The 24,469-nt window shown below is 68.4% G+C and carries 24 protein-coding genes; 10 read left to right on the plus strand and 14 right to left on the minus strand.

The window, feature by feature from the left end; all coding sequences use genetic code 11:
- Nucleotide 1: 1 nt before the first annotated feature.
- The gene (locus Q0907_RS10160; RefSeq protein WP_296279150.1) at nucleotides 2–130 is read right to left on the minus strand and encodes a hypothetical protein; all 129 of its coding nucleotides are present in this window, start codon (nucleotides 128–130) and stop codon (nucleotides 2–4) included.
- A gap of 58 nt (nucleotides 131–188) precedes the next feature.
- Here Q0907_RS10160 and Q0907_RS10165 point away from each other — a divergent pair, with 58 nt between their 5' ends.
- Nucleotides 189–965, plus strand: a complete 777-nt coding sequence (locus Q0907_RS10165) for an SDR family oxidoreductase (RefSeq protein WP_299344173.1) — start codon at nucleotides 189–191, stop codon at nucleotides 963–965.
- A gap of 71 nt (nucleotides 966–1,036) precedes the next feature.
- On the opposite strand, the gene Q0907_RS10170 is transcribed toward Q0907_RS10165, so the two are convergent.
- From Q0907_RS10170 to Q0907_RS10215, 10 genes are all read right to left on the minus strand, one after another.
- Nucleotides 1,037–1,690: a DUF4124 domain-containing protein gene (locus Q0907_RS10170; protein ID WP_299344177.1), complete on the minus strand. Its 654-nt coding sequence runs from the start codon at nucleotides 1,688–1,690 to the stop codon at nucleotides 1,037–1,039.
- A gap of 2 nt (nucleotides 1,691–1,692) precedes the next feature.
- Nucleotides 1,693–2,406, minus strand: a complete 714-nt coding sequence (locus Q0907_RS10175; protein ID WP_299344180.1) for a hypothetical protein — start codon at nucleotides 2,404–2,406, stop codon at nucleotides 1,693–1,695.
- Between the two features lie 60 nt (nucleotides 2,407–2,466).
- On the minus strand, nucleotides 2,467–3,030 hold the full coding sequence (locus Q0907_RS10180) for a Sua5/YciO/YrdC/YwlC family protein (protein ID WP_299344183.1): 564 nt from the start codon (nucleotides 3,028–3,030) through the stop codon (nucleotides 2,467–2,469).
- A gap of 23 nt (nucleotides 3,031–3,053) precedes the next feature.
- Complete coding sequence (locus tag Q0907_RS10185) at nucleotides 3,054–5,561, minus strand: DNA topoisomerase I (protein WP_299344186.1); 2,508 nt, start codon at nucleotides 5,559–5,561, stop codon at nucleotides 3,054–3,056.
- A 182-nt stretch (nucleotides 5,562–5,743) separates the two neighbouring features.
- Nucleotides 5,744–6,739 carry an RDD family protein gene (locus Q0907_RS10190; protein ID WP_296279156.1) on the minus strand — a complete coding sequence of 332 codons (996 nt, stop codon included), beginning with the start codon at nucleotides 6,737–6,739 and terminating at the stop codon, nucleotides 5,744–5,746.
- A complete protein-coding gene (locus tag Q0907_RS10195) occupies nucleotides 6,736–7,626 on the minus strand; it encodes an RDD family protein (protein WP_299344189.1) in 891 nt (296 codons plus the stop codon). The genes Q0907_RS10190 and Q0907_RS10195 overlap by 4 nt, the downstream gene beginning before the upstream one ends.
- A gap of 51 nt (nucleotides 7,627–7,677) precedes the next feature.
- Nucleotides 7,678–8,412 carry a pilin gene (locus tag Q0907_RS10200; RefSeq protein ID WP_299344193.1) on the minus strand — a complete coding sequence of 245 codons (735 nt, stop codon included), beginning with the start codon at nucleotides 8,410–8,412 and terminating at the stop codon, nucleotides 7,678–7,680.
- Between the two features lie 26 nt (nucleotides 8,413–8,438).
- On the minus strand, nucleotides 8,439–8,912 hold the full coding sequence (locus Q0907_RS10205) for a DUF494 family protein (protein WP_299344195.1): 474 nt from the start codon (nucleotides 8,910–8,912) through the stop codon (nucleotides 8,439–8,441).
- Nucleotides 8,909–10,087: a DNA-processing protein DprA gene (gene dprA / locus Q0907_RS10210; protein ID WP_299344197.1), complete on the minus strand. Its 1,179-nt coding sequence runs from the start codon at nucleotides 10,085–10,087 to the stop codon at nucleotides 8,909–8,911. Before dprA ends, Q0907_RS10205 begins: the two co-directional genes overlap by 4 nt.
- A 78-nt stretch (nucleotides 10,088–10,165) precedes the next feature.
- Nucleotides 10,166–11,290: a LysM peptidoglycan-binding domain-containing protein gene (locus Q0907_RS10215; protein WP_296279161.1), complete on the minus strand. Its 1,125-nt coding sequence runs from the start codon at nucleotides 11,288–11,290 to the stop codon at nucleotides 10,166–10,168.
- A gap of 132 nt (nucleotides 11,291–11,422) precedes the next feature.
- On the opposite strand from Q0907_RS10215, the gene def reads away from it, so the two are divergent.
- The 7 genes from def (at nucleotide 11,423) to Q0907_RS10250 (ending at nucleotide 18,799) form a co-directional block, all read left to right on the plus strand.
- Entirely contained in the window at nucleotides 11,423–11,935 is a 513-nt protein-coding gene (def, locus tag Q0907_RS10220; protein ID WP_296279162.1) for a peptide deformylase, read from the plus strand.
- A gap of 75 nt (nucleotides 11,936–12,010) precedes the next feature.
- Nucleotides 12,011–12,931 carry a methionyl-tRNA formyltransferase gene (gene fmt, locus Q0907_RS10225; RefSeq protein ID WP_296279163.1) on the plus strand — a complete coding sequence of 307 codons (921 nt, stop codon included), beginning with the start codon at nucleotides 12,011–12,013 and terminating at the stop codon, nucleotides 12,929–12,931.
- Entirely contained in the window at nucleotides 12,928–14,223 is a 1,296-nt protein-coding gene (gene rsmB / locus Q0907_RS10230; RefSeq protein WP_299344201.1) for a 16S rRNA (cytosine(967)-C(5))-methyltransferase RsmB, read from the plus strand. Before fmt ends, rsmB begins: the two co-directional genes overlap by 4 nt.
- 205 nt (nucleotides 14,224–14,428) lie before the next feature.
- A complete protein-coding gene (locus Q0907_RS10235) occupies nucleotides 14,429–15,742 on the plus strand; it encodes an O-antigen ligase family protein (protein ID WP_299344204.1) in 1,314 nt (437 codons plus the stop codon).
- Nucleotides 15,743–15,840: 98 nt separating this feature from the next.
- A complete protein-coding gene (locus Q0907_RS10240) occupies nucleotides 15,841–16,917 on the plus strand; it encodes a glycosyltransferase (RefSeq protein ID WP_299344207.1) in 1,077 nt (358 codons plus the stop codon).
- A gap of 38 nt (nucleotides 16,918–16,955) precedes the next feature.
- Nucleotides 16,956–17,771, plus strand: a complete 816-nt coding sequence (locus Q0907_RS10245; protein ID WP_299344210.1) for a glycosyltransferase family 2 protein — start codon at nucleotides 16,956–16,958, stop codon at nucleotides 17,769–17,771.
- Nucleotides 17,771–18,799 carry a CDP-glycerol glycerophosphotransferase family protein gene (locus Q0907_RS10250; RefSeq protein ID WP_296279168.1) on the plus strand — a complete coding sequence of 343 codons (1,029 nt, stop codon included), beginning with the start codon at nucleotides 17,771–17,773 and terminating at the stop codon, nucleotides 18,797–18,799. Before Q0907_RS10245 ends, Q0907_RS10250 begins: the two co-directional genes overlap by 1 nt.
- A 91-nt stretch (nucleotides 18,800–18,890) precedes the next feature.
- On the opposite strand, the gene Q0907_RS10255 is transcribed toward Q0907_RS10250, so the two are convergent.
- The 3 genes from Q0907_RS10255 to Q0907_RS10265 all read right to left on the minus strand — a co-directional run bounded on the left by Q0907_RS10255 (nucleotide 18,891) and on the right by Q0907_RS10265 (nucleotide 21,902).
- Nucleotides 18,891–20,417: a PH domain-containing protein gene (locus Q0907_RS10255; protein WP_299344212.1), complete on the minus strand. Its 1,527-nt coding sequence runs from the start codon at nucleotides 20,415–20,417 to the stop codon at nucleotides 18,891–18,893.
- Complete coding sequence (locus Q0907_RS10260) at nucleotides 20,417–20,923, minus strand: PH domain-containing protein (RefSeq protein WP_296279170.1); 507 nt, start codon at nucleotides 20,921–20,923, stop codon at nucleotides 20,417–20,419. Before Q0907_RS10260 ends, Q0907_RS10255 begins: the two co-directional genes overlap by 1 nt.
- A gap of 79 nt (nucleotides 20,924–21,002) precedes the next feature.
- Nucleotides 21,003–21,902: a lauroyl acyltransferase gene (locus Q0907_RS10265; protein ID WP_299344216.1), complete on the minus strand. Its 900-nt coding sequence runs from the start codon at nucleotides 21,900–21,902 to the stop codon at nucleotides 21,003–21,005.
- 92 nt (nucleotides 21,903–21,994) lie between these two features.
- Here Q0907_RS10265 and dtd point away from each other — a divergent pair, with 92 nt between their 5' ends.
- Nucleotides 21,995–22,435 carry a D-aminoacyl-tRNA deacylase gene (gene dtd, locus Q0907_RS10270; RefSeq protein WP_299344219.1) on the plus strand — a complete coding sequence of 147 codons (441 nt, stop codon included), beginning with the start codon at nucleotides 21,995–21,997 and terminating at the stop codon, nucleotides 22,433–22,435.
- Nucleotides 22,436–22,534: 99 nt separating this feature from the next.
- A complete protein-coding gene (gene rpoD, locus Q0907_RS10275) occupies nucleotides 22,535–24,388 on the plus strand; it encodes an RNA polymerase sigma factor RpoD (RefSeq protein ID WP_296279173.1) in 1,854 nt (617 codons plus the stop codon).
- The last annotated feature ends 81 nt before the right edge of the window (nucleotides 24,389–24,469 follow it).

Raw genomic sequence — 24,469 nt, forward strand, 5'->3', positions numbered from 1 at the left:
CTCAGGACGATGCGGTATCGCTCCCGGCCTGCGGCTCTGGCGGTTCGTCGGTCGGCGGCGGCTCGGGGGCGCGGCAGGCGGCGCAGGCCAGCAAGGCGGCGGCGAGCAGGATGAGGCGGATCCGGATCATGGCGACGGTCCTCCCGTGACGTGGCGCTATGCTACGCCCATCGACGAAGGAGGCGCAGGTGGCAGCGAACCGGTGGCGGCTGGACGGACAACGGGCGCTGGTGACCGGCGCCAGCGCGGGGATCGGGCTGGCGATCGCCCGCGAGTTGCTGGGCCTGGGCGCGGACCTGCTGATGGTGGCGCGCGATGTCGATGCGTTGCAGGATGCGCGTACCGAGCTGGCGGACGAATTCCCCGAACAGGGGATCGGCACCCTGGCTGCCGACGTGGCCGACGACGAAGACCGTCGCGCCATCCTCGACTGGGTGGAAGACCACGGCGATGGCCTCAACATCCTGGTCAACAATGCCGGCGGCAACCTCACCCGCGCCGCGGTGGACTACACCGAAGACGAGTGGCGCGGCATCTTCGAAATCAACCTGTTCTCCGCCTTCGAACTGTCTCGTTATGCGCATCCCCTGCTCACGCAGCATGCGACATCCAGCATCGTCAATGTCGGCAGCGTGTCCGGCATCACCGCGGTGCGCAGCGGTGCGCCCTATGGCATGACCAAGGCCGCGCTGCACCAGCTCACCCGCAACCTGGCCGCCGAATGGGCCGAGGATGGCGTGCGCGTCAACGCGGTGGCGCCGTGGTACATCCGCACGCGCCGCACCTCCGGGCCACTGTCCGACGCCGACTACTACGAAGAGGTCATCGCCCGAACCCCGATGCGCCGCATCGGCGAGCCGGAGGAAGTGGCCGCCGCCGCCGCGTTTCTGTGCCTGCCGGCGGCCAGTTACGTCACCGGCGAATGCATCGCGGTGGATGGCGGCTTCCTGCGGTACGGTTTCTGAGGCATGGAAATCCTCGCCCTCATCATCCTGCCGATGACGCTCGCGCTGTGGTCCGCGCGACGGGTTGATCGCTAGAGGCCGCAGCTGCTTTCAGCGACGATGCGTGCGACACGCTCGTAATCGGCGCGGTTCTTCTCTGCATTCTCGCGGCGGGCGAAACGGAAGGCGACCTCGGTCTCGTCGCGGCGCTTCTTCCATGCATCGCACAGCGCGCCATCGGGCACGCGCGCACACGTGTCGCGCACCACTTCGCAAGCCTGGCCGGCGCCGGCCTGGGGATTTCCGTCCAGTCCCACGGTGCGCAGGTTCACGCAGCGCGAGGCCGGCTCGACGTCCTCCGTCACGTACGTGTCCTTGTCGTGCGTGGTGCACTGGAACAGGATCGGCGGCGGCAGGCGACGGACATCGGTCGACGCCGCGGGCGCGGGTGGGGTCGTGGGTGTCGCCGGACGCGGCGCCGTGGGCGTGGATGCCGGCGTGGAGGACGGCGGCGTCGCAGGGGCGGTGGGCGTGGTGCCCGGCCCCATCGGCACGGTGTTGACGCCCTGCATGGTGCGCTGTTCCTGCTTCATGCCTTTCGGGCACGGCGAATTCTGCAGCGTCAGCGCGCCACTGGCATCGGTGCAGCGGTAGATGACCACCTCGGCGCGCGCGGCGGTGGTGCCGAGCTGCCAGGACAGCACGATCAGCAGCAGAAGCACGAGGGGACGAGCGGTGGTTTTCATGTTCATCTGCAATCGTTGGCCATGCGCGCATCGATGCCGCGCTGCTCCAAGTCTAGCGCGCGGCGTTCACTCGGCATCGCGCTGCCGTAGCGGCGAAGGATGTCGTAGCGCCGGTCGGACAGGCGTGAACAGATTTCTTCCTGCGGCAGCGGATGGCAGGGGTCGCGCACCCAGGTGCCGCCGGGCACGAACACGGGACCCGGCCGATGATGTCCGCCGGCCGGTGGAGGCGGGCGGGGAGGATCACCGCTGCGGAAGGACAGGTTGCCGTTTCCGATCGACACGTTGCCCGACACGCTGCCGCCGCTGCGCGGCCACGCGGGGTAGGCGGGATACGGCAGCCCGTAGGACACCCAGCGGGGATTGCCGTCGCCGGTATCGCTGGTATAGGTCTCGCCCTCGGGGGTGGTGCATTCGTACATCGGCTTGGGCGGGCTGAGGTAGACCACGCGTGGCGCCGGCGCCGCAGGGGCGACGAGTGGCGGAGGGGGCGTGGCGGCGCTGGCCGGCACGTGCGGCGGATCCTGGGGCCGCTGCATGGCACGGACTTCCTGTTTCTCGCCCTTCAGACAGGGCGAATCGCGCAGCGCGACGTTGCCGTTGGGGGCAACACAGCGGTAGATCGTCACCGGGGGCAGTGGGGCCGGCTGCGCGTGAGGGACCGACGGCAACGCCGTCAGCAAGGCGATCAGCAGGCGTGGAGTCGGGCGGCGCACGGGCCCATGGTGCGCGCCGCAGCGTTCGATGGAAAGGCGATGGCGCGGCCCGTATGGCCGTCAGTCACGCAGCGACTGCCCGGTGAGGGCATCGCGGATGACGGTGGGACGGTCCAGGCCCCCCGTGAGGCCGGGCACGAGCGCATCGACCCGCGCCAGCAGGGCGGGATCGAGCGCGGCCGCCTCGCTCACCGCGGGCTTGCCGCTCAGGTTGGCGCTGGTGGAGACGAGCGCGCCGCCGTACGCCTCGCACAGGCCCACCACGACCGGATGCGCGCTGACGCGCACCGCGATGCCCCGGTGCGCACCGGTGATCCAGCGCGGCGCCTGTGCGGACGCCGGCATCACCCAGGTATGCGGGCCGGGCCAACTGGACAGTACGTCGGTGAGGCGTGCGGTCGGCACGGCGGCGATGTCGATCAACGGCTTGAGCTGTTCCAGCGTAGCGGCGATCAGGATCAGGCCCTTGTCGACCGGGCGCTGCTTGATCGCCAGCAGCCGGTGCACCGCGCCCTCGTCGAACGGATCGCAGCCGAGACCCCACACGGCCTCGGTGGGGTAGGCGATCACGCCTCCACTGCGGATGACGTCGGCGGTTTCCTCGATGGTCCGTTCGGTGGGCATGGCGTCGGTATCGTCGTGGGGCGTCAGAAGGGCGCGTCGTCTCCGGCGGCGACCTTGGCCGCAGCCTTCTTCACCGTCTTCTTGGCGGCCGTCTTCTTCGTGGCCGTCTTCTTGGCCGTCTTTTTCGCCGCTTTCTTCACCGCCTTCTTGGCGGGTGCCTTCTTGGCGGCGTCGGCCTTGGGCGCGGCAGCCTTCTTCACAACGGCTTTCTTCGTCGCCGCCTTCTTGCCGAAGCCCTTGCGCACCGGCTTGCCGGTTTCTTCCAGCAGCTTCGTCACTTCGTCGAAGGTGAGCGACGCCGGCTCGCGATCCTTGGGAATCTTGCCGTTGAGCTTGCCGTCGCTGATGTACGGGCCGAAGCGGCCGTTCAGCACCTGGATGTCACTGCCGTCGAATTCCTTGATGATGCGGTTGCGCGCGATCTCTTCCTTCTCTTCGATCAGGAACACCGCGCGCGCCAGGTCGATCGTGTACGGGTCGTCTTCCTTCTTCAGCGAGGCATACACGCTGCCGCGCTTGGCGAAGGGACCGAAGCGGCCGATGCCCACGCTGACCTCTTCATCCTTGTCCTGCCCCAGCTTGCGCGGCAGCTTGAACAGCTCCAGCGCGTCTTCCAGCGTAATGGTGTGCATCGACTGACCGGGGCGCAGCGAGGCGAACTCCAGCTTCTCGTCGGTGTCCTTGTCGCCGATCTGCGCATACGGACCATAACGGCCCAGGCGCACGCTGACCGGCTTGCCGGACTTGGGATCGTTTCCGAGTTCGCGCGCGCCGGTGGCTTCGCTGCGGTCGACCGTTTCCGCCTTTTCGTCCACCAGTTCCTTGAACGGGCCCCAGAACTTTTCCATCAGCGGCACCCACTCTTCCTCGCCGCGGGAGACGGCATCGAGCTCGTCCTCCAGCTTGGCGGTGAAGTCGTAGTCCACGTACTGGGTGAAGTGGCCGGACAGGAACTTGCTGACCGCGCGGCCCACATCGCTGGGCTTGAACGCGCGGCCTTCCATTTCCACGTACTTGCGGAAGATCAGCGTCTGGATGATCGACGCGTAGGTCGACGGACGGCCGATGCCGTATTCCTCGAGCGCCTTGACCAGCGCCGCTTCGGTGAAGCGCGGCGGCGGCTGGGTGAAATGCTGGTCGGCGTGGATGCGGTCCAGCGGCACGGTGTCGCCGGGCTTCATCGGCGGCAGCTTGCGCCCTTCGTCGTCGTCCTCGGCGTTCTTCTGGTCCTTGCCTTCCTCATACACGGCGAGGAAGCCGGGATCGACCACGGTGGTGCCGCTGGCACGGAAGCTGTGCTGGCTGCCCGCGGCGAGGTCGACGCTGACGGTGTTGAGCGTGGCCGGCACCATCTGGCAGGCGACGGCGCGCTTCCAGATAAGGTCGTACAGCTTGCGCTCGTCGTCGCTCAGGTACCTCGCCACCTGCGCCGGCGTGCGCAGCGCGCTGGTCGGGCGGACGGCTTCGTGCGCTTCCTGCGCATTCTTGGACTTGGTGACGTAGACGTTCGGCTTGTCCGGCAGCGCCTGGGTGCCGTAATCGCGCGCGATGACGTCGCGGATCTCGGCCAGCGCATCCTGTGACAGGCTCACCGAGTCGGTACGCATGTAGCTGATCAGGCCGACCGTGCCTTCATCGCCGATGGCCACGCCTTCGTACAGCTTCTGCGCCACCTGCATCGTCTTGCGGGTCGTGAAGCCGAGCTTGCGCGAGGCTTCCTGCTGCAGCGTGGAGGTGGTGAACGGCGGCGCCGGGCGGCGCTTGCGTTCCTTGCTGGTCACGTCGGTGACGTGCAGCGCGCCTTGTGCGGCCTGCTGGATGCGCAGGCGGGCGGCTTCGGCGGTGTCGCCGTCGGTGACGGTGAACTGTTCGAACTTCTGGCCGTCCAGCCTGGTGAGCTTGGCGGTGAAGGCCTGGCGCGGATGCGCGCACTCGGCCTCGATGCTCCAGTACTCGCGGGCGATGAAGGCTTCGATCTCCTCCTCGCGCTCGACGATCATGCGCAAGGCCGGCGACTGCACGCGGCCGGCGGACAGGCCGCGCTGGACCTTGCGCCACAGCACCGGCGAGAGGTTGAAGCCGACCAGGTAGTCCAGGGCGCGCCGCGCCTGCTGCGCGTCGACCAGGTCGCCTGCGATCTGCCGCGGCTGGCCCATGGCTTCCTTGATGGCGCGCGGCGTGATCTCGGTGAACACCACCCGGTGCAGCGGTTTGTCCTTCAGCAGGCCGCGCTCCTTCAGGATCTCGGCGATGTGCCAGCTGATCGCCTCGCCTTCGCGGTCCGGGTCGGTGGCCAGGAAGATGTCGTCGGCACCCTTGGCGGCCTTGGCGATGGCATCGACGTGCTTCTCGTTCTTCTCGATCAGGTCGTAGCGCATGGCGAACCCGTTGGCCGGGTCCACCGCACCTTCTTTCGGCACCAGGTCACGGACATGGCCGTAGGACGCCAGGACGGTGAAGTCCTTGCCGAGGTATTTGTTGATCGTCTTGGCCTTGGCGGGCGACTCGACGATGAGCAGGTGCTTGGGCATGTCAGGGATTCAGGGGAGTTCGGGTGGGCCGTCCGGGGCCGGCTAGGGTGCCCCGGATGCGGGCGCCAGAGAAGCGGACGCCCGGAGCGGGGGCCCCGGGCGTTCAGTTTCCTATTTATAGTGGTGTCACGGTCGGGGCCGGGCTGTCAAGCCGTATCCGCCCGCCGGAGGTCCCCGGGGGCTCAGCGCCAGTTGCCGTTGCCCATCGAGGCGATGGCCGCGAAGGCGACGATCATGAGGATCAGCGCGCCCACCACCAGCAGTCCGCCGATGATCAGCACCACCAGCGCCACCGTGCCCAGTTCCTCGCGCTGGCGCTCGGGTTGGGCCGTGAACGCCCACTTGTCGACGACCAGGGTGTCGCAGATGAGGTCGTGCAGTGCCTGCTTGCGGCCGGTGAAGGCGGCCATCAGGAACCCGATGCCGAGGATGATCATGGACAGGAACGTGGCCCAATAGCGGCCAAATCCGCGCAGGAAGCTGATCTTCTCGCCACTGGTACGCACGACCTTGATGCCGATGGCGAGCTTGCCCGGCGTGGCCATCAGCCCGGCCGCGGAATGGAACCAGCCGTACGTCAACGCCATGAGCAGGTACGAAATGCCCGATTCGCCGACGTTGAAGGTGGAAGCGGCCCCGAAGGAACTCGAGAAAGCGTTGCCCATGCCCAGCAGCCCGGCGACGATCGCGGCCACGATGCCGACCGGAATGCCGATGGCGAACGCGTCGATGAAGCTCGCCGCCACGCGCTTCCAGAACCCGGCATACACCACGTGCCCATCGGTGACACGCGTGCCGTAGGCGCGGGTTTCGACGTCCGCCCGCGGCGCGGCGTAGAGCGAGTCGCCGGACGTGACGGCCGGCGACTGCCGTACGGCCGGGGCAGGCGAGGCGTAGGTGGGCTCACTGGCGGTGAAGACCGCGCGGCCGGTCAGCGGCCTGTCGACGACGGGCTCCGCGGCCGCCGGCGCCTCGGGCGGTGGAAGCGAACTGGCGGGCGTGACAGCGAGGCCCAGTTCGTCGGCAAGTTCGCCCAGCGGCGTCCACTGGCCCATGCCGTCCCGCCAAGCGAGCGAGGCCGGGGTGAGTGCTCCCTTTCGATACAGCGCCACCAGGGCGTCCTGCGCCACCGGACCCTGGCGCTCGTGGCGCAGGTCGACGTAGTACCACTCGGTCATGACAGGTCCTTCATCAACATCGCCCCCATCACGGCGTAGATCGCGATGCTGCCGACGATGGCCAGGCCCGCCAGCACCAGGATCACGATGGTGACCACGCCGAGCTCGTCGCGCTGGCGCTCCGGGAATGCGGTGAAGGCCCACTTGTCGACCACCAGCGTGTCGCACAGCATGTCGTGCAGCGCCTGCTTGCGCTCGGTCAGCGCCACCATCAGGCCGGAGATCAGCACGCCCAGGCCGCAGGAGACCATGGTGAAGACCAGATAGGCCAGCGAGCGCAGGAAGCCGCGCCAGAAGCTCATCCGTTGGCCGTCGGTGCGCGCCACCTTGATGCCGACCGCGAGCTTGCCCAGGCTGGCCTGCAGGGAAGACGACTGCATCCAGCCGAAGTAGATGCAGGGCGCAAGGAACAGGATCGGGTAGATGGCCAGCATCGAGGCGATGCCTGCGCCGGTGGCGAAGGGATTGTCGGAGCCACCTGCCCCCATCACGCCGACGCCGATCAGCATCAGTGGGATCATCAGCGCGTAGCTGATGATGGTCGTGACGATGCTGTCGATGAAGCTGGCTGCGAAGCGCTTCCACAGTCCCGCGTGGACGAGGTGGCCGCCGGCCACCGGCTGGAAAGACGCCAGGTCCGCCGCCGGTGGGGCGTAGGGCAGGTCGGCGCCGGGCAAGGCGGTGTCGGGCGCGGGTGACGCCGGGGTATCGAGTTGCAGGTCGAACTCGGAGGCGAGCGAGCCCAGCGGCTGCCAGTCCTGCAGGCCCTCACGCCACACCAGCGTGTTCGCGTCCAGGCGCGCATGGCGCACATGGCCTTCCAGTTCCGCGGCCGAGAACGGCCCGTGCCGTTGCCCGCTGGCATCGGCGTAATACCACTGCGTCATCGCGTCATTCCCCGGTGAAACGCGTGGCTCCCGTCGCCACGCTGACGGTCATCAACCGCGGCAGTCCAGCGGCAGGTACTTGTCGTCGATTTCCGACGAGCAGTTCCACGCGCTGCCGTCGGTCCCCATGTCCCACCACAGCTTGCGGCCATCGATCTGCGCGTTGCCGGTGTTGCCGAATTCCAGTTCGAAGCCACAGGTGCCGTCATCGAACTCACCGACGATCGCCCGCGTCACGTAGGTGCCGGCGTAGCTCTCCGGCGTGCCGATGTCGCCTTCGCCGTTGCCGGGGCATCGGTCCTCGCCGGTGCGGATGGACTCCACCTGCAGCTTCAGCGGCTCGCTCTCGGCGATCGCCTGCGACACCTTGGCGCGCAGCGTGTAGTCGTTGTAGGCGGGAATGGAGATCGCGGCCAGGATGGCGCCAATCCCCAGGCAAGGGACCAGCAGCACGGCGGCGACGATCAGCGCGATCTTGCCGCCGGACATGCGCGGCTTCGGGGCGGGGGCGACCGGTGTGCGCAGCAGGCGGTCCTGCGACGCCACCGCGGCGGCCGGCACGGCCGGCGGTACCGGCGGAGGCGTGCTGGCCATCGATTCGGACGTTGCGGGTGTCAGGCCGAGTTCGTCGGCGAAGGTGCGCAAGGGCTGCCACTCCGGCAGGCCTTCCCGCCACACCAGGCCGTCGAGGGCGATGCGTCCGAAACGGTAATGGGTGACCAGTTCTTCCGACGAGACCGGACCGTGCTGTTCACGGTTCCGGTCGGCGTAATACCAACCCGACATGCTTCCCCCTGAAGCGGATCAACGCCTCAGTGTACCGGCTCGGGCTCGTCGGAAAACATCTGGGTTTCCATCCACGCATAGGCGGCTTCGGAACCCGGTTGGTTGAACAGCACCATCAGCACGACCCATTTGAGATCGTCCAGGTCCAGTTCGTCCTGGTCCAGCGCCATCGCCCGGTCCAGCACCAGCTCACGCTGGTCCGCGTCGAGCACGCCATGCTGTTCCAGGAACAGCAGGAAGCCGCGGCACTCGACATCGAGCTTCTCCAGCTCGGGGCCGTGGAACACGCGGGTGGGGCCGCCGGCGCGCGGCTGCGAAGCGGCCGGCCTCTGGTCGGCCAGCGCGTCGAGCCAGTCGAAGGCCTTGCTGATTTCGGCGGGGCTGAAACCGGCCTGGATCAGGCCGTTCTGGAGAGAGTCGCGATCACGGACGGGGTCCGCGTCCTCGGTGAAATAGTGTTCGAACAGGTACAGCAGTACATCCAGGATGCTCTCTTTCATTGCCCCTCGGCCTGCGTCGTCGACGCTGTGGAGGTGAAGAAACCGGTCTTTCTCTGGTATCGGCCGTGGTCCGCCGTTACTAAGCCATCCAGTTCCATGACCAGCAGCATGGAGGACAGTTCCGCGGCCGTCAATCGGGTGCGTGAGACAAGCTGATCCATACCTGTTGGGTCATGGCCCAGTGCTTCCCACAAGCGCTTGTAGTCGGCCTCAAGATGCAGGGGCGTCTCTCCCGTCCCTGCGATCACCCCGGATTCAGTCTCGCCAAGGCGTGCCCTGAGCGCGTCGGCCAGGTCCGCGGCGAGGGGAGCCAGCGCCTCGATGACCTCGTCGGCGGATTCCACCAAGGCCGCGCCATCCCGGATCAGGCGATGGCAGCCGCGTGCCTTGGGGTTGTGGATGGAGCCCGGGATGGCGAAGACCTCGCGTCCGGCGTCGCCAGCCTGCCGGGCGGTGATGAGCGCGCCGGAACGCTCAGCGGCCTCGACCACCAGCGTGCCCAGCGCGAGGCCGGCCAGGATCCGGTTGCGGGCGGGGAAATGGCTGCGGAGCGCGGGGGTGCCCGGCGGGTGTTCACTCACGACCGCTCCGTGCAGCGCCAGCCGGTCGCGCAGCCGGTCGTGCCCGGGCGGATAGACCACGTCCGGGCCCGTGCCCACCACCGCCACGGTGTTGCCGGTCCCGATCGCCAGTGCGGCCTCGTGCGCCGCGGCGTCGACGCCACGCGCCATTCCGCTGACCACCACGATGCCGGCGGAAGCGAGCGCCCGCGCGAAGGCCTGCGCATTGTCGCGGCCGCCGCTGGTGGGGGTGCGGCTGCCGACGACCGCGACCGCCGGGCGCCACAGCAGGCTGGGGTCGCCATCGACGAACAGGGCGAACGGTGGGCTGGACATCGCCCGTAGCGGGGCCGGGTAGTCGGCATCGTGCCAGCCGATCAGATGGTGGCCGTCGACCTGCAGCCAGCGCAGCGTGCAGGCCAGCGCGTCGTCCTCGCCCTTCTGCTGGAGCTGCGCGATCCGCGGGCCGTCCAGTCCCTCCGCGCGCCAGGCCGTTGCGCCAGCGGCCATGGCCGCACTCGGTGAACCGTATCGTTCCAGCAGGCGACGACGCGGCAGGACAGGGCCGCCGGCCAGGACCAGCCGGGCCAGCGCGATCAGGTCATCGTTGGGCATGCGCCCAGCGTAGGCGCCAAACGACGACGGCGCCCTCGGGCGCCGTCGCGGTACCGCGTAGGAATTACCCGACGCGCGTCAGTAGGTTGCGTCCGGATGTTTCAGCTCGTAGCCGACGCGCGTGGCTTCCACGCCTTCCATGACCAGCGCGTAGCTGACCTTGTCGAAGGTGCGGAACACCATGGCATGGCTGGCGTACTCGTCCGGCAGGCTGACGCGACCGGCCCCGGACTTGGGCGACTCGCTGACGCGCGAGGATTCCGGATACGCCATGCGGTTGGCCGTGTGGCTGCCATTGCGCCAGACGGAGAACACCGTGCCGTTGTCGACGCCGTCCAGCCGGCCGCCGGAAATGGCGATCACGTCGCGCGGACCGCCCGATGTCAGGGCATCGGCCACCGCCAGCACGCGCAGCTTGCCGGCCGGATCGCGGGCGGGCGGGTGCGGGAAGAAATGCAGGTCGTAAGGCTGGGCATCGACCGGGATCAGGCGGTCGCCGACGCGGACTTCGTGACCGCCGATATCGGCGACCAGGGTGCTGACCTCGGTGCCCGGCACGACGCCGCGGGTGAAAGTGGCCACGTTGACCCGGACCAGCTCGTAACCCAGGAACTCGCCCTTGCCGCTCTGCTCGACGATGTCCTTCCACTGGTCCACTTCGCCGCGAATCGAACGGCCGCGGAAATCGAGATCCTGGGCGCGCGGATTGTCGGTGAAGCGGGCGGTGGGCCGCACGACCAGGTAACGCTGGCCCGGCTGGCCGGCATCGAGGCCGCGCACGTAGATGTTGTGGCCGCCGGAGGCGCGCAGGCGGTCTTCGTCCAGGCCGGCGACATGCGGCAGCTGTTCGAAGCTGTCCACCACGCGGCGATCCTTGAGGAACGGCTCGATGTCGGACAGCGGTATGGCGTTGAGCGGAGCATCCTGGCGCGGCCCCGGCTGCACCGCGACGCGGTCCAGGTAGGCCAGGCTGATGACGTCGCCCGGGTAGATCAGGTGCGGGTTCTGGATCTGCGGGTTGGCCTGCCAGATCTCCGGCCATAGCCACGGCTTCTTGAGGAAGCGCGCGGAAATGTCCCACAGCGTGTCGCCACGCTTGACCACATAGGTATCAGGATGGCTTCCCGCCATCTCGGCGGCAGCCGCATAGGTGCCGACGGTCAGCACCGCAACGGCGAAAACCGTACGAAAACATTTAAACATGGCGGTATCTACCTGATTCCCCGACAGGTGGTCAGCACTATAGTCCAGAAAACCCGGCGCAACGCAAGCGCCCGCGTTAGAATTCGTGAGGCCTTGCCGGATTCCACTGGCGCCCCCATCCCGAGACGTACCATGGCCCTGCTTCCCATCCTCGAATTCCCCGATCCGCGCCTGCGGACCAAGGCCGCGCCGGTCGATGCCGGATATGTGACGACGCCCGCTTTCCAGCGCCTGCTCGACGACATGTTCGAAACCATGTACGACGCGCCCGGCATCGGCCTGGCCGCCAGCCAGGTGGACGTGCACCAGCGCTTCATGGTGATCGACATCAGCGAAGAGAAGAACCAGCCGCAGGTCTTCATCAACCCCGAGCTGAGCGACAAGGCCGGCGAGCAGGTCTACCAGGAAGGCTGCCTGTCCGTGCCCGGCATCTTCGCCGACGTCACCCGTGCCGACGAGGTGACGGTGCGCTTCCTCGACCGGCAGGGCCAGCCGCAGGAGCTGCGTGCCGACGGCTTGCTGGCGGTCTGCATCCAGCACGAGATGGATCACCTGGACGGCAAGCTGTTCGTCGACTACCTCTCGCCTCTGAAGCGCGAGATGGTGCGCAAGAAGCTGGCCAAGCAGCGCAAGCACGTCGCCTGACGTGCGCGTGCGGCGGGACCGGATGACCGGGCTGTCCCCGCCGGCTCCCCTCTCCCTTCCAGAAGCCTGCCCCCCATGAGAATCGTCTTCGCCGGCACGCCGGCGTTCGCCGTGCCCTGTCTCCGCGCGGCGCATGCCCACCATGAAGTCGTCGCCGTCTACACACAGCCCGACCGGCCTGCCGGCCGCGGCCGCGGACTGACGCCCTCGCCGGTGAAGCTGGAGGCGATACAGCGCGGCATCCCGGTGCTGCAGCCGTTGTCGCTGAAGAAGAAATCCACCCAGGATGCGCTGCGCGAGATGCAGCCTGACGTGATGATCGTCGTGGCGTACGGCCTTATCCTGCCGCAGGCGGTGCTTGACATCCCGCAGTACGGGTGCTGGAACGTCCATGCGTCGCTGCTGCCCCGCTGGCGGGGTGCGGCGCCGATCCAGCGCGCGATCGAGGCCGGCGACGACGAGACCGGCGTCTGCCTGATGCAGATGGAGGCCGGTCTGGATACAGGGCCGGTGCTGCTGGCGCAAAGCCTGCCCATTGGACCTGACGACACCGGCGGCCAGCTGCACGACCGGCTTTCCGACCTGGGCGCGCAGGTGCTTCGCGATGCGCTGGGGTTGTTGCGTGCCGGGATCCGGCTTCCGCCGCACCCGCAGTCCGACGTGGGCATCGAATATGCGCACAAGCTGGACAAGGCCGAGGCGAAGCTGGACTGGACGCAGCCCGCCGACGTGCTGGCGCGCAAGGTGCGCGCGTTCAACCCGTGGCCCGTCGCCGAAGCACAGGTCGCCGGTGAGCGCCTGCGCATCCATGGTGCCGTGCCCGTCGACCACGGGCATGCCGCAGCCCCCGGGACCTTGCTGGCCGCGAACAGGCAGGGTCTGGACATCGCCTGTGGCACGGGCGTGCTGCGCCTGCGCGTCGTCCAGCGGGAAGGCGGCAAGGCCATCACCGCGGCGGACTACCTCAACGCGCGGCGCGACCTGGTGGCCTCATGACGACCCAGGCCGGCGTCGCGGTGCGGGTCATCGCGACCCGCGTCGTGGACGCCGTGATGCATCGGGGTCGCTCGCTGAAGGCCGAGCTCGCCGCGAACCTGCCCCGCATCGAGGATGCGCGCGACCGCGCGCTGCTGGAGGCGATCTGCTTCGCTGCCCTGCGCTCGCGCGTGCGCGGCGAGGCGGCGATCGCGGCTTGGATGAGCAAGCCCCCGGGACCGGGCGACAGCGAGCTGCGCGCGCTGTTGCACGTGGGGTTCGCGCAACTGGTGGTGATGGCACTGCCCGCGCATGCCGCACTGTCCGCCACGGTGGAAGCCGTGCGGGCGTTGGGGCGACCGCACCAGGACAAGCTGGTGAATGCGCTGCTGCGGCGCGCGCAGCGCGAAGGCTTGCCGACGGTGCCTGCCGACGCAGCCTGGCCCGCCTGGTTGCGGCGGCACGTACGCACGGACTGGCCGCAGCAGGCCGACGCGATCTTCGCCGCCAGCCAGCGCGAGGCGCCGCTGTGGCTGCGGGTGAACCGCCGCCACGGCACGCGCGAGGCGTATCGGGGGCGGCTTCAGGATGCCGGCATCGCGGCCGAGACCGCCGACGGCGTGGCGGATGCCCTCCTGTTGCGGGCGCCCGTCGCGGCCACCACGTTGCCCGGCTTTGCCGAGGGCCATGTGTCGGTGCAGGACGGTGCCGCCCAGCGTGTGGCGGATCTGTTCCACGATCTGCCGGCCGGTGCGCGCGTGCTGGACCTGTGCGCAGCCCCCGGTGGCAAGTCCGCGCATCTGCTCGAACGCGACCCGTCGCTGCAGCTCGTGGCGCTGGATATCGATGCGCGCCGCCTGCAGCGGGTGCGCGAAACACTGGAGCGCGTGGGCGTGAGTGCACGCCTGCACGCAGCTGATGGTGCCGATCCGGCGTCGTGGTGGGATGGACAACCATTCGACGCCGTGCTGCTCGATGCGCCCTGCTCCGCCACGGGTATCGTCCGGCGCCAGCCTGATGTCCTGCTGCACCGCCGTGCGGAGGACATGGTGGCGTTGACCGGCCTGCAGGCGCGCCTGCTCGACGCCGCATGGCAGGTGCTGCGCCCGGGCGGCCGGCTGGTCTACGCCACCTGCTCGCTGCTGCGAATGGAAAATGCGGAGCAACTCGCGTCGTTCAGGGCAAGGCATGCCGATGCCGCGATGGAGGCACTGGGTGACGCGTGGGGTCGCGCCGATGACGGTGGCAGGCAGCGGCTTCCGGGCGAGCAGGACATGGACGGGTTCTTCTATGCCGCACTGCGGAAAGCGTGAGCCCGGTTGCAGGACGTCGCATCTCACCCGCGCGTCGTTGCAGGGGTGTGCCGTGAAGGCGCGCGGCTGACGCATACTTGCGCGCCGCGGGCGGTTCGAGTGTCGCGCGGTCGCGGCACGAACGTGCCGCGATGGCGGTCGCGCCCGCGGCAGTGCGGAGACCGCCGCCTTTATCGTCACGTCGAAATGCGCAGGACCGGGAGCTATGCAGGACAGGAGTGAACGTCGACAGGAGGTCGCGCGCGGGCTGACATGGCTGGCCGGCTTCGCCGCTACCGCCCTGCTTGTCGTGCCGAAGGGCCTGTCCGTGTTCGCCGCTCTGATGTGCCTCGCCACGTTGCTGGCGCTGCCGGACGCGCTGCGCGATCGGCGCGCCGTGCCGCGTGCCTTGTATGCGCTGCTCGCCGTCGCGGTGTTCGTGATCGCCGTCGCTGCCACGTCGATGTGGCGAGGCGATGCGCGGCTGGCCGAACTGGACAACCCATCGCGCACCTTGCTGCTGCCTTGGTGCGCCTGGCTGGCCTGGGTGACGCGCGTGCGCCTGTCCGGCCTGTGGTACGGCGCCTTGGTCGGGCTGCTGGTCGCATCCGCCGTATCGATCGCGCAGTCGGCGTTGGGCATGGATCGGGCAGGCAGCGACGCCAACCCGATCGTGTTCGCCAATGCCGTGTTGGCGTTGTCGGTGGTCGCGGTGTTCTGCAGGCCCGCGGACGAGCGGGGAAGGATGCGCCTTCTGGTGCTGGCGGCCATCGTACTGGCCAATGTCGCGGTCACCCTGAGCGGCAGCCGCGGCGTGCTGCCGGGTCTGGGGCTGGTGGTGCTGATGTGGCTGGTGGGCACGGCGCCGCGCCGTCGCTGGTGGCGGCTCGGCGGCGCGGCCGTCGTGGTGGCGGCGCTGTTCGTCGCGATGTGGACGGTGCCGTGGTTGTCCACCCAGTTCCGTCTGGATCAGTTGCACGCGGACGTGGCCGGCCTCTCCCAGGGACAGGTGGACAAGCCCATCAGCGCGCGTATCGCCCTGCTGTCGGTGGCCTGGGACGCGTTTCGCGAAGCGCCGCTCACGGGGACCGGCATCGGCGGGTTCGCCGAGCGGATCGATGACAGCCGGTACTGCCTGGGACGAGAGCGGCATTTCTGCGGACTGCAGCACGCGCACAACGACATCGCCCAGTGGGGGGCGACGATGGGCTTGTTCGGTATCGCAGCACTGGCCGCGCTGTACCTGGTGCCCCTGCTGATCGCTGCGCGCCAGATCCGGCAGGCCCGGCTCGACCGGCTCGACCGGCTCGACCGGCTCGACCGGCTCGACCGGCTCGACCGGCTCGACCGGCTCGACCGGCCGCGCGGCGCGCCCTGGACCGCAGGCATGCTGGCAGCGACCTATCTGGTGTCCGGCCTGACCCAGTCGATGTTTTCCCACGCCCTGAGCACCAGCGCCTTCGTGTTGCTGGCTGGGTTGCTGCTGGGCAGTGGGATGGTGGCTTCAAGGGGCTCGAGCGAAACCCATTCACATTCGTGAATTCAGGTGAAACGTACCGCGGCCGTGCTTGATGGCTCTCACAATCGAGTCATGGAGCGATTTCTACAATCGGCCCTCCACCGCCTCCCCTCTCTCCAATGCCGCACGTGAACCTGATCGGCTGGGACAACGGTGTCGGCCTGAGCCGCGATCTCCGTCTCATCGAACAGGCACTGCGGGACGCCGGCTATCGGGTCAGCCTGCAGCCGGCGCGCGGCCGCGGCAAGCTGAGGAAGTGGTTCGGTCCTTGGCTGCAGCGGGCTCGTCTTGCCGGACGGCGCCTGGTCGGCGCAGAGCGGTTCGACCTGAACATCATGCTCGAGCACGTGGCCCCCGAGTACCTGCAGTCTGCGGCCCGCAATGCCTTCATTCCGAATCCGGAATGGTGCCTGCCGCGCGACGTGCGGCGCCTGCGTCGCGTCGATGGCGTGATGACGAAGACCCGCCATGCCGAGCAGATCTTCCGCAGTCGGGGTGCGGCCATCGCACCCATCGGGTTCACAAGCAGCGATCGCCGTCTCCCCCACGTGGAAAGACAGCGCACCTTCCTGCACTTGGCCGGGCGCAGCAACGCCAAGCGCACGCGCGTGGTGCTCGAGACATGGGCGCGGCACCCCGAATGGCCCACGCTGACGGTGGTACAGCATCCGCGCATGGCGGACACCCGGCCACGGGCGTCGAACATCGTGCATCGCGTGGACTACTTGGCGGACGCCGAGCTGCGCGAGTTGCAGAACGCAAATCTCTTCCACCTGTGTCCCTCGGAAACCGAAGGCTTCGGCCACTACATCGTGGAGGCGCTCAGCGTGGGTGCCGTCGTGCTGACGACCGACGCCGCGCCGATGAACGAACTGGTCACCGAAGAGCGCGGCGTGCTGATCCCGTACTCGCACACGGATCGCCAGCATCTGGCCACGCGCTACCTGGTGGATGCGCAGGCCCTGGAGGCGGCGGTCTCCACCGTGTTGGCGATGGACGATGCGGCGATCCAGGCGAAACAGCAGGCGGCACGCGCGTTCTTCCTGGACAACGATGCCGCGTTCCGCGCCCGACTGGTGGAGGCGGTGACGGCGATGGTCGGCCAGCCGCGAAGCGCGGGCGCCCGGGACGCCCATGCTGCGGTCCTGGAGGCTTGTCCAGCGCAGGAACCCGCCCTGCCGGTCGCGCAGGCCTGAGGCCGCCACGCCGCGGACCGCGCGGGTAGAATCGGCGGATGCCTCTTCTTCCCGTTTCCCTCGTCGTCATCACCCACAACGAGGCCTCGAACATCGCGCGCTGCCTGGACAGCGTGCCCTTCGCCGCGGACAAGCTGGTGGTCGACAGCGGCAGCGAGGACGAGACGGTCGCGGTTGCCGAAGCGCATGGTGCGCGCGTGGTGCACCAGCCCTGGCTGGGCTTCGGACCCCAGCGCAACTTCGCCGACACCCGGGCCATCCATGACTGGGTGCTGGTACTGGATGCGGACGAATTCCTTTCCCCCGAACTGGCTGCCCAGCTCGAGGCCGGTTTGCCCGCGCTGATGGCGTCCGACAAGGCCGGCGCCTGGTTGCGGCGACGTACCTGGCTGATGGGCGCGCCGATGCGCTGGTATCGCCCGATGGTGGGCGAGCGCATGGCGCGGCTGTACCACCGGGGGCGTGCGCGCTGGAGCGATGCGCGCGTGCATGAATCGCTGCGCTTCGACGGCGAAGCGCTGGAGTTCACTGCGCCGTTCAACCACGCCGACAATCCCAGCCTGGTGCACAAGCAGTTGAAGGTGCTGCGCTACAGCGAGCTGAAGGCGCTGGACTGGAACGACAAGGGGCGCCCGGTGCGGATGTGGCTGGCGCCACTGGTGTACCTGGCCAGTTTCATCAAGGACTATCTGGTGCGGCTGGCGTTCCTGGATGGCTGGCGCGGCTTCATCATCGCGCAGACCGCCGCCAGCTACGCCGTGTACAAGCGCATGCGCTATTACGAAATGCAGCACAACCCCGCATCGATCGATGCCGCACACCGCAAGCTCGTCCGACACGAACTGGAACGCTGATGGCCAAGCATTACCTCCTCTACGGCTCGGAGCGCTACGCGCTCGCCATCCTGCGGCCGCTGCAGGACGCGATCCGCGCCCGCGGCGGCGAAGCCGCGTGGTTCTTCGACGGTCCCGGCGCGGAAGACCTGAGGCCGGACGAGAAACTGCTGGCCACCACGGAAGAGGTCCGGCGCTGGAACGCCATCGCCGTGATCACCGGCAGCAACGCGGTGCCGCACTTCTTCCCGGGCGTGAAGGTCGAAACCTTCCATGGCTTCGATGCCGGCAAGCCGCGGCACATCTACATCCGCGGCTTCTTCGATCTCTACTGCACCACCGGACCGAACGATACGCGCGCGTTCTCCGAGATCGCCGCGCGCGTCGGCCACTTCAAGGTGGTCGAGACCGGCTGGCCGAAGATCGATCCCTTCATGCAGGAGATCGCCGGCGGCGTGCCGCCGGTGCGCGAACCGCCCGTCATCCTGTACCACTCGACGTTCTCGCCGTCATGGAGCGCGGCCGAGACGCTGTACGAGGAAGTGAAGCGGCTGTCGCGCAGCGGCGAATGGCGCTGGATCGTGACCTTCCATCCGAAGATGAATCCGGACACCGTCGCGAAGTTTCGCGCGCTGCAGAACGACCACCTCCGGTTCGCCGACGACGACAACATCCTCGACCTGTTCCCGCAGGCGGACATGATGTGTTCCGATACCTCGTCGGCGCTGAACGAGTTCCTGTTGACCCACAAGCCGGTGGTGACCTTCAAGAACCGCCGCCCCGGGCCGCAGCTGATCGATATCGATGACGCGGCGCAGTTCGAGCCCGCGATCCGTCGCGCGCTGGCCCGGCCGCCGGAACTGATGCAGGCCATCGTCGACTATGCGGACAGCATCCACCCGTATCGCGACGGGCGCTCCAGCGAACGGGTGCTGGACGCCATCGATGACTTCATCGCTGCCGGTGCACGGAATCCGCGCCCGAAGCCGATGAACCTGTGGCGCAAGCTGAAGATCCGGCGCCGGATAGGCTACTGGGGGCCGGCGTGAGCGAAGCTGCCGGCTGCCACCGTGCAGCGGCATCGCAAGCACCCTGGGGCTCGCCATCAGGGCGCATGTCGCGGCGCCCGAGATAGCTCCATCACCAGCGCATGCGATGCGCGGCCAGCGTGTCGCGCAGCTGCCGGTAAACGCTCTCGGCGTCACGCACAGGCACGAAGCGCAACGCCAGCGGCGCGGCGATCCCGTTCGCGCCCGCCGTGTCCAGCCAGAGCGTCGCGGTGCCGCAGGCATGGTCCAGCGGCGAGCGCGACAAGCGCAGCGCCTGCAGTTTGTCGATTTCGGCGAAGCGCCAGTAGCGCGACCACCAGCCACTGCGCACGGCCACCAACTGGTCGTCCAGCGACCAACCCATGCGCTGTGCCTGCCTGCGTGCGGCATGCCCGGCGAAGAGGATCCATGCCAGCCCCAGCCACGCCCACCCGCCGAGATGCCAGGCGGCGACACCGGTCGCCGGCAACAGGATCGCCAGCGAGGGCAACCACAGGCGCCAGCGCGCGGAAGCATCCACCGGCTGCCAGTCGTCGCGTGGCCATGGCGCGCGGGGCAGCAGGTGGCCGATCAGCGCGTCGCATGCGTCGGGGGTCGCAACCGGCGCGATGTCCTTCAGGGCGCGTGAGTCCTGCCCCGACCTGTCGGCGACGGCCGTATCGATGCGCAGCGAGCGTCGACGGAACAGGCGATGCAGGACGCCTTCGTGCAGGGTCCACGCCTGGATCCGCCGTCGCGCCACGCTTGTGCGCAGGCGAGCGAACAGGCCACGCTCCACCATCAGCCTGCGCGGCTCCTCGGTCAGCCGGAATCCGTGGAACTGCGACAGCGCCAGCGCGACCGAGAGCAGGCGTACCAGCGCCAGTGCGATGCCGATCAGGGCGACGCCGCCGGCCGCGCCCGTCAGCCAACCCAGGTGCAGCTCCTCGGCATAGCCGTAGGCCTGCCGCGCGCCTTGCCGGAAAAACTGCTCGATCATCCGCTCCGGCAGGATCTGCCACGCGGCACCGAATCCGGCGGCCACGACGATCATGCCGCGATTGGAGATCAGTCCCAGGCGGATGACGTCCAGCGTCGACAGGGACAGCAGCGTGGTGCCTTCGCGGGGCGCTGCCGCGTCCGGTTCGGACGACGCTGGCGCGGTCCCGTGCGCCTGGTGTCGCACCAGGTCCTCCAGCGCCAGCGCGTCGCGAAGGCCGAGCACGCGCATCTGCGCCTCCGGCTTCTGCCCGCCCGCCGACTCCAGCCGGACTTCGGCGACACCGAACAGGCGGTGCAGCAGGGACTGGTGCACGACCACGTTGTGGATGCGCGAGAACGGAATCTCGCGGCGCGAGCGATGCAGCAGGCCTTCCCGCACCGTCAGGCCGTCGCGTCCGATGGTGTAGCGGTAGGTGAAGTACTGCAGTATCGCCAGCACGACCAGCACCGTGATGCCGATGACGGGTGCGAACGAGGCCCACAGCTCGCCGTCGCCACTGCTCTTGCGCGCACCGAACACCAGCAGCGCGACCAGCGGGAAGATGAACTGCTTGAGCTGCTGCAGCAGCACGAAGAGCCACGACCACGGATGCAGTCGGCGTTCGTCCGGCGCGGCGCCCGGGATGGCGTCGTCCATCACAGGGCGTCGTCGTGGTCGACCTGGGTGGCCAGGCGCTCGCGCAGGCGTTCCGCGTCGTCCGCATCCAGTCCGGAGACCGTGACGGCGGCCATGCGTGTGCCGGCCGTGTGAACGACGAGCGTGGACAGGCGGGCGTTGCGTTCCAGCGGTCCGCGTTTCAGGTCGAGATGCTGCACGCGCGAAATCGGCACGTGCGTTTCGCTCTGCCACCAGTTGCCCCGGCGCACGGCGAATCCCCGGTCATCCAGCCGCCAGCGCGTACGGCGATGCCGCTTCACCGCCACCCAGGCGCCCAACCCCGCGCCGGCCAGCGCGGCCACGGGGACCGCCAGCCACGGCGACACCATGTCGGTGGCGCGCGACAGGAAGAACGCCGGGAAGCCGAACGGGAACAGCAGCGCCGCGCCGCCAAGGGCGGCGAGCCACGCGCCGCGAGTGGGCAGGGCCTGCCAGTCGGGGGATGGCGCAGCGTCGATCGCGGGCGTGTCCATGGGGTGGCTCATGCAGCAGGCGCATCCTCTTCGCGCGAACGTAGGCGAGGGGATGCGGTGCATCGCGCGTCATGCCATCCCCGGGTCCGGCTCAGCGGTAAGGATTTTCCTCGCCGCTGCCCGGTGGCCGCAGCGTATAGCGTTTGTAGGTCCACTGGTACTGCGCGGGATCGCGCCGGGCGATCCGCTCGACGGTTTCGTTGAGTGCGGTGACGGCGGTGACCGGATCCGCGTCGGCGATCGCCGGCGGTGCCGGCTCCACATGCAGTGAGAAGTCCGGCCCGGGGCCGATCCGTTCGCACCAGGCGAACAGCACGGTCGCGCCGGTACGCTCGGCGAGCCGCGATACCAGCGTCATCGTCAGCGCGGGGGTGCCGAAGAAGGGTGCGAACTCGCCATCGCCGGCTTTCGGTTGCTGGTCGGGCAGGATGCCGACGGCGCCGCCTTCCTTCAGGACCTTCCACAACTGCCGCACCGCCGGGCCCTCGGCACGCACCTGGCGGATGTTGTCCGCGCCGCGAACGCGCAGCAGGAAGGCGTCGCCCACCGGCGACGCCGGGGGGCGGTACACGATGGCGAGCGGGCCGCGCGAGGCCAGCCACTGGTTGAGCAACTCCCAGTTGCCGAAGTGCGGCGCCGCCACGATCACTCCCTTGCCGCTGGCCAGTGCTGCGTCGTACAGCGCCTCGCCGTGGCGTTCGCGCAGGCAGGCGAGGTTGTCGGCGGGCTTCCGGGTCCAGAAGCGGAGCGTTTCCAGCGCCTGGCGCGCGGTGGTCCGTAGGATCGCCTGGTGCAGGTCCTCGCGCTGGCTGGGCAGCAGGTCGGGATAAGCGATCTCCAGGTTGCGGCGCGCGACGCGACTTTCGCGCGCGTCCGCCTTCCGCCAGACCCACGCCATCGCATCCCCCAGTGCGCGCAGCCACGGCCAGGGGAGGCGCCCGACCAGGGCGGCGGCGTGGTAGCCAAGGGCGGCGAAGGTGTCCGGTTTCATCCGCCGAGTGTAGCCAACCCGCACGCCCCGGCTTCTGATGGCCGCGCATGTCCCGCTATCCTGCCCGCTGCTTCGACCCCGGACTTGCGCCCATGCTTTCCCTGATCCAGCGCGTGACGCAGGCGACCGTGACCGTCGACGACGCGGTCGTCGGCGCGATCGAAGGGGGCTTGCTGGCGCTGGTCGCGGTGGAGCCCGGCGACACCGAGACCCAGATCGCGCGCATGGCCGAGCGGTTGCTGGGCTACCGCGTCTTCGCCGACGACGCGGGGCGGATGAACCGCTCCCTGGCCGACACCGGAGGAGGCCTGCTGCTGGTCAGCCAGTTCACGCTGGCCGCCGACACCCGGTCGGGCATGCGTCCCAGCTTCACCACCGCCGCGCCGCCCACTGAGGCTGAACAGGGCTTCAACCGGTTGGTATCGATCTGTCGCCAACGGCATGCCGGAAGGGTGGAAACGGGGCGTTTCGGCGCCCATATGGCGATCAGCCTCGTCAATGACGGGCCCGTGACCTTCCTGCTGCGTCCCTGACGTTCCTTCCTTGCCAAGGGTGGGCTTCAGGAACGGAAGCCGGCCCGGGCTGGTATAATACGAGGTTCTCCCTTCCTTACTCCCGGTGGCGCAACCTCCATGGCCAACGAACGTCCTGCCCAGCAGTCCGACATCAAGCTCTTGATCAGCAAGGGCCTGGAGCAGGGCTATCTGACTTACGCCGAAGTCAACGACCACCTCCCCGACGACATCGTCGACCCGGAGCAGATCGAAGACATCATCGGCATGATCAACGGCATGGGCATCGATGTCCATGAAGTCGCCCCCGATGCAGAGACGCTGCTGCTCGCCGACGGCAATACCGGCAACCGCGAAGTCGACGAGACCGCGGCGGAAGAAGCCGCCGCCGCGCTGACCTCGCTCGATACCGAAGGTGGCCGCACCACCGACCCGGTGCGCATGTACATGCGCGAGATGGGCACCGTCGAACTGCTGACCCGCGAAGGCGAAATCGCCATCGCCAAGCGCATCGAGGAAGGCCTGGGCCAGGTGCAGGCGTCGCTGGGCAACTTCCCGTGGTCGATCGAACTGCTGCTGGAAGAATACGAACTGCACAAGGCAGGCAAGAAGCGCCTGGCCGAAGTGGTCGTCGGCTTCAACGACATCGAGGAGCCGGCTGAAGAAGTGCCGGCCGCCGAAGAAGTGGTCGAAGCGGCGGACGACGATGCCGATGACGACGATGCCGGCGACGACACCGCCGAGGAAGCGGCCCCCACGGGTCCCGATCCCGAGGAAGTCGCCCGTCGCATGCAGGTGCTGGCCGACGGCTATGCCAAGTTCAAGAAGTCGTATGCGAAGAACGGCGCCGACAACAAGGCGGTCGTCAAGCTGCGCACCGAGCTGGGCGAAACCTTCGTCACCCTGAAGCTGCCGCTGCCGCTGACCGACACGCTGGTGCGCAAGCTGCGCGAAGTCGTGGCCCAGGTGAAGGACCACGAGCGTCGCGTGCTGCACCTGTGCGCCAATGTCGCCAAGATGCCGCGCAAGGAATTCCTGCGCGCCTGGGAAGGCAACCAGACCAACCTCGGTTGGGTGGACGAAGTGCTGAAGCGCAAGCAGAAGTGGTCGTCCGGCCTGCGCGACGTACGCGAGCAGATCGTCGCCGAGCAGGAGGCCACCATCGCCGTCGAGCAGGCGATGCACCTGACGCTGGCCGACATCAAGGACATCAGCCGCGCGATGGCCTACGGCGAAGCCAAGGCACGCAAGGCCAAGAAGGAAATGGTTGAGGCCAACCTGCGCCTGGTGATCTCCATCGCCAAGAAGTACACCAACCGCGGCCTGCAGTTCCTCGACCTGATCCAGGAAGGCAACATCGGCCTGATGAAGGCGGTGGACAAGTTCGAGTACCGCCGCGGCTACAAGTTCTCGACGTACGCGACCTGGTGGATCCGCCAGGCGATCACCCGCTCGATCGCCGACCAGGCCCGCACCATCCGCATCCCGGTGCACATGATCGAGACGATCAACAAGCTCAACCGCATTTCCCGCCAGATGCTCCAGCAGTACGGCCGCGAGGCCACGCCGGAGGAGCTGGCCAAGGAAATGGACATGCCCGAGGACAAGATCCGCAAGGTCATGAAGATCGCGAAGGAACCGATCTCCATGGAAACCCCGATCGGCGACGACGAGGATTCGCACCTGGGCGACTTCATCGAGGACACCAACGTGGAGTCCCCGATCGAGAACACCACCAACATCAATCTGTCGGAAACGGTCCGCGACGTGCTTGCCGGCCTGACCCCGCGGGAAGCCAAGGTGCTGCGGATGCGTTTCGGCATCGACATGAATACCGACCACACCCTCGAGGAAGTCGGCAAGCAGTTCGACGTCACCCGCGAGCGCATCCGCCAGATAGAAGCGAAGGCGTTGCGCAAGCTGCGCCACCCGTCGCGCTCGGAACAGCTGCGCAGTTTCCTCGATATCGACTGACGCGAGGAACGCGGCGTTTGCACCAACGAAGCGCGGCCCTTGATGGGCCGCGTTTCTTTTTGGTGCGACGAGATGCGCCTG

The sequence above is a fragment of the uncultured Pseudoxanthomonas sp. genome, from assembly GCF_947498795.1.
Lineage (GTDB): Bacteria > Pseudomonadota > Gammaproteobacteria > Xanthomonadales > Xanthomonadaceae > Pseudoxanthomonas_A.

Excerpts from the sequence above, each read along its gene's own strand:
- Q0907_RS10185 (WP_299344186.1), bottom strand. The coding sequence starts at position 5,561 with ATGCCCAAGCACCTGCTCATCGTCGAGTCGCCCGCCAAGGCCAAGACG.
- rsmB (WP_299344201.1), top strand. The coding sequence starts at position 12,928 with ATGACGACCCAGGCCGGCGTCGCGGTGCGGGTCATCGCGACCCGCGTC.
- Q0907_RS10265 (WP_299344216.1), bottom strand. The coding sequence starts at position 21,902 with ATGAAACCGGACACCTTCGCCGCCCTTGGCTACCACGCCGCCGCCCTG.
- Q0907_RS10255 (WP_299344212.1), bottom strand. The coding sequence starts at position 20,417 with ATGGACGACGCCATCCCGGGCGCCGCGCCGGACGAACGCCGACTGCAT.
- Q0907_RS10245 (WP_299344210.1), top strand. The coding sequence starts at position 16,956 with ATGCCTCTTCTTCCCGTTTCCCTCGTCGTCATCACCCACAACGAGGCC.
- Q0907_RS10160 (WP_296279150.1), bottom strand. The coding sequence starts at position 130 with ATGATCCGGATCCGCCTCATCCTGCTCGCCGCCGCCTTGCTGGCCTGC.
- Q0907_RS10200 (WP_299344193.1), bottom strand. The coding sequence starts at position 8,412 with ATGTCGGGTTGGTATTACGCCGACCGGAACCGTGAACAGCACGGTCCG.
- Q0907_RS10180 (WP_299344183.1), bottom strand. The coding sequence starts at position 3,030 with ATGCCCACCGAACGGACCATCGAGGAAACCGCCGACGTCATCCGCAGT.
- fmt (WP_296279163.1), top strand. The coding sequence starts at position 12,011 with ATGAGAATCGTCTTCGCCGGCACGCCGGCGTTCGCCGTGCCCTGTCTC.
- dprA (WP_299344197.1), bottom strand. The coding sequence starts at position 10,087 with ATGCCCAACGATGACCTGATCGCGCTGGCCCGGCTGGTCCTGGCCGGC.
- dtd (WP_299344219.1), top strand. The coding sequence starts at position 21,995 with ATGCTTTCCCTGATCCAGCGCGTGACGCAGGCGACCGTGACCGTCGAC.
- Q0907_RS10240 (WP_299344207.1), top strand. The coding sequence starts at position 15,841 with ATGCCGCACGTGAACCTGATCGGCTGGGACAACGGTGTCGGCCTGAGC.
- def (WP_296279162.1), top strand. The coding sequence starts at position 11,423 with ATGGCCCTGCTTCCCATCCTCGAATTCCCCGATCCGCGCCTGCGGACC.
- rpoD (WP_296279173.1), top strand. The coding sequence starts at position 22,535 with ATGGCCAACGAACGTCCTGCCCAGCAGTCCGACATCAAGCTCTTGATC.
- Q0907_RS10250 (WP_296279168.1), top strand. The coding sequence starts at position 17,771 with ATGGCCAAGCATTACCTCCTCTACGGCTCGGAGCGCTACGCGCTCGCC.
- Q0907_RS10195 (WP_299344189.1), bottom strand. The coding sequence starts at position 7,626 with ATGACGCAGTGGTATTACGCCGATGCCAGCGGGCAACGGCACGGGCCG.
- Q0907_RS10170 (WP_299344177.1), bottom strand. The coding sequence starts at position 1,690 with ATGAAAACCACCGCTCGTCCCCTCGTGCTTCTGCTGCTGATCGTGCTG.
- Q0907_RS10260 (WP_296279170.1), bottom strand. The coding sequence starts at position 20,923 with ATGAGCCACCCCATGGACACGCCCGCGATCGACGCTGCGCCATCCCCC.
- Q0907_RS10190 (WP_296279156.1), bottom strand. The coding sequence starts at position 6,739 with ATGACCGAGTGGTACTACGTCGACCTGCGCCACGAGCGCCAGGGTCCG.
- Q0907_RS10235 (WP_299344204.1), top strand. The coding sequence starts at position 14,429 with ATGCAGGACAGGAGTGAACGTCGACAGGAGGTCGCGCGCGGGCTGACA.
- Q0907_RS10205 (WP_299344195.1), bottom strand. The coding sequence starts at position 8,912 with ATGAAAGAGAGCATCCTGGATGTACTGCTGTACCTGTTCGAACACTAT.
- Q0907_RS10215 (WP_296279161.1), bottom strand. The coding sequence starts at position 11,290 with ATGTTTAAATGTTTTCGTACGGTTTTCGCCGTTGCGGTGCTGACCGTC.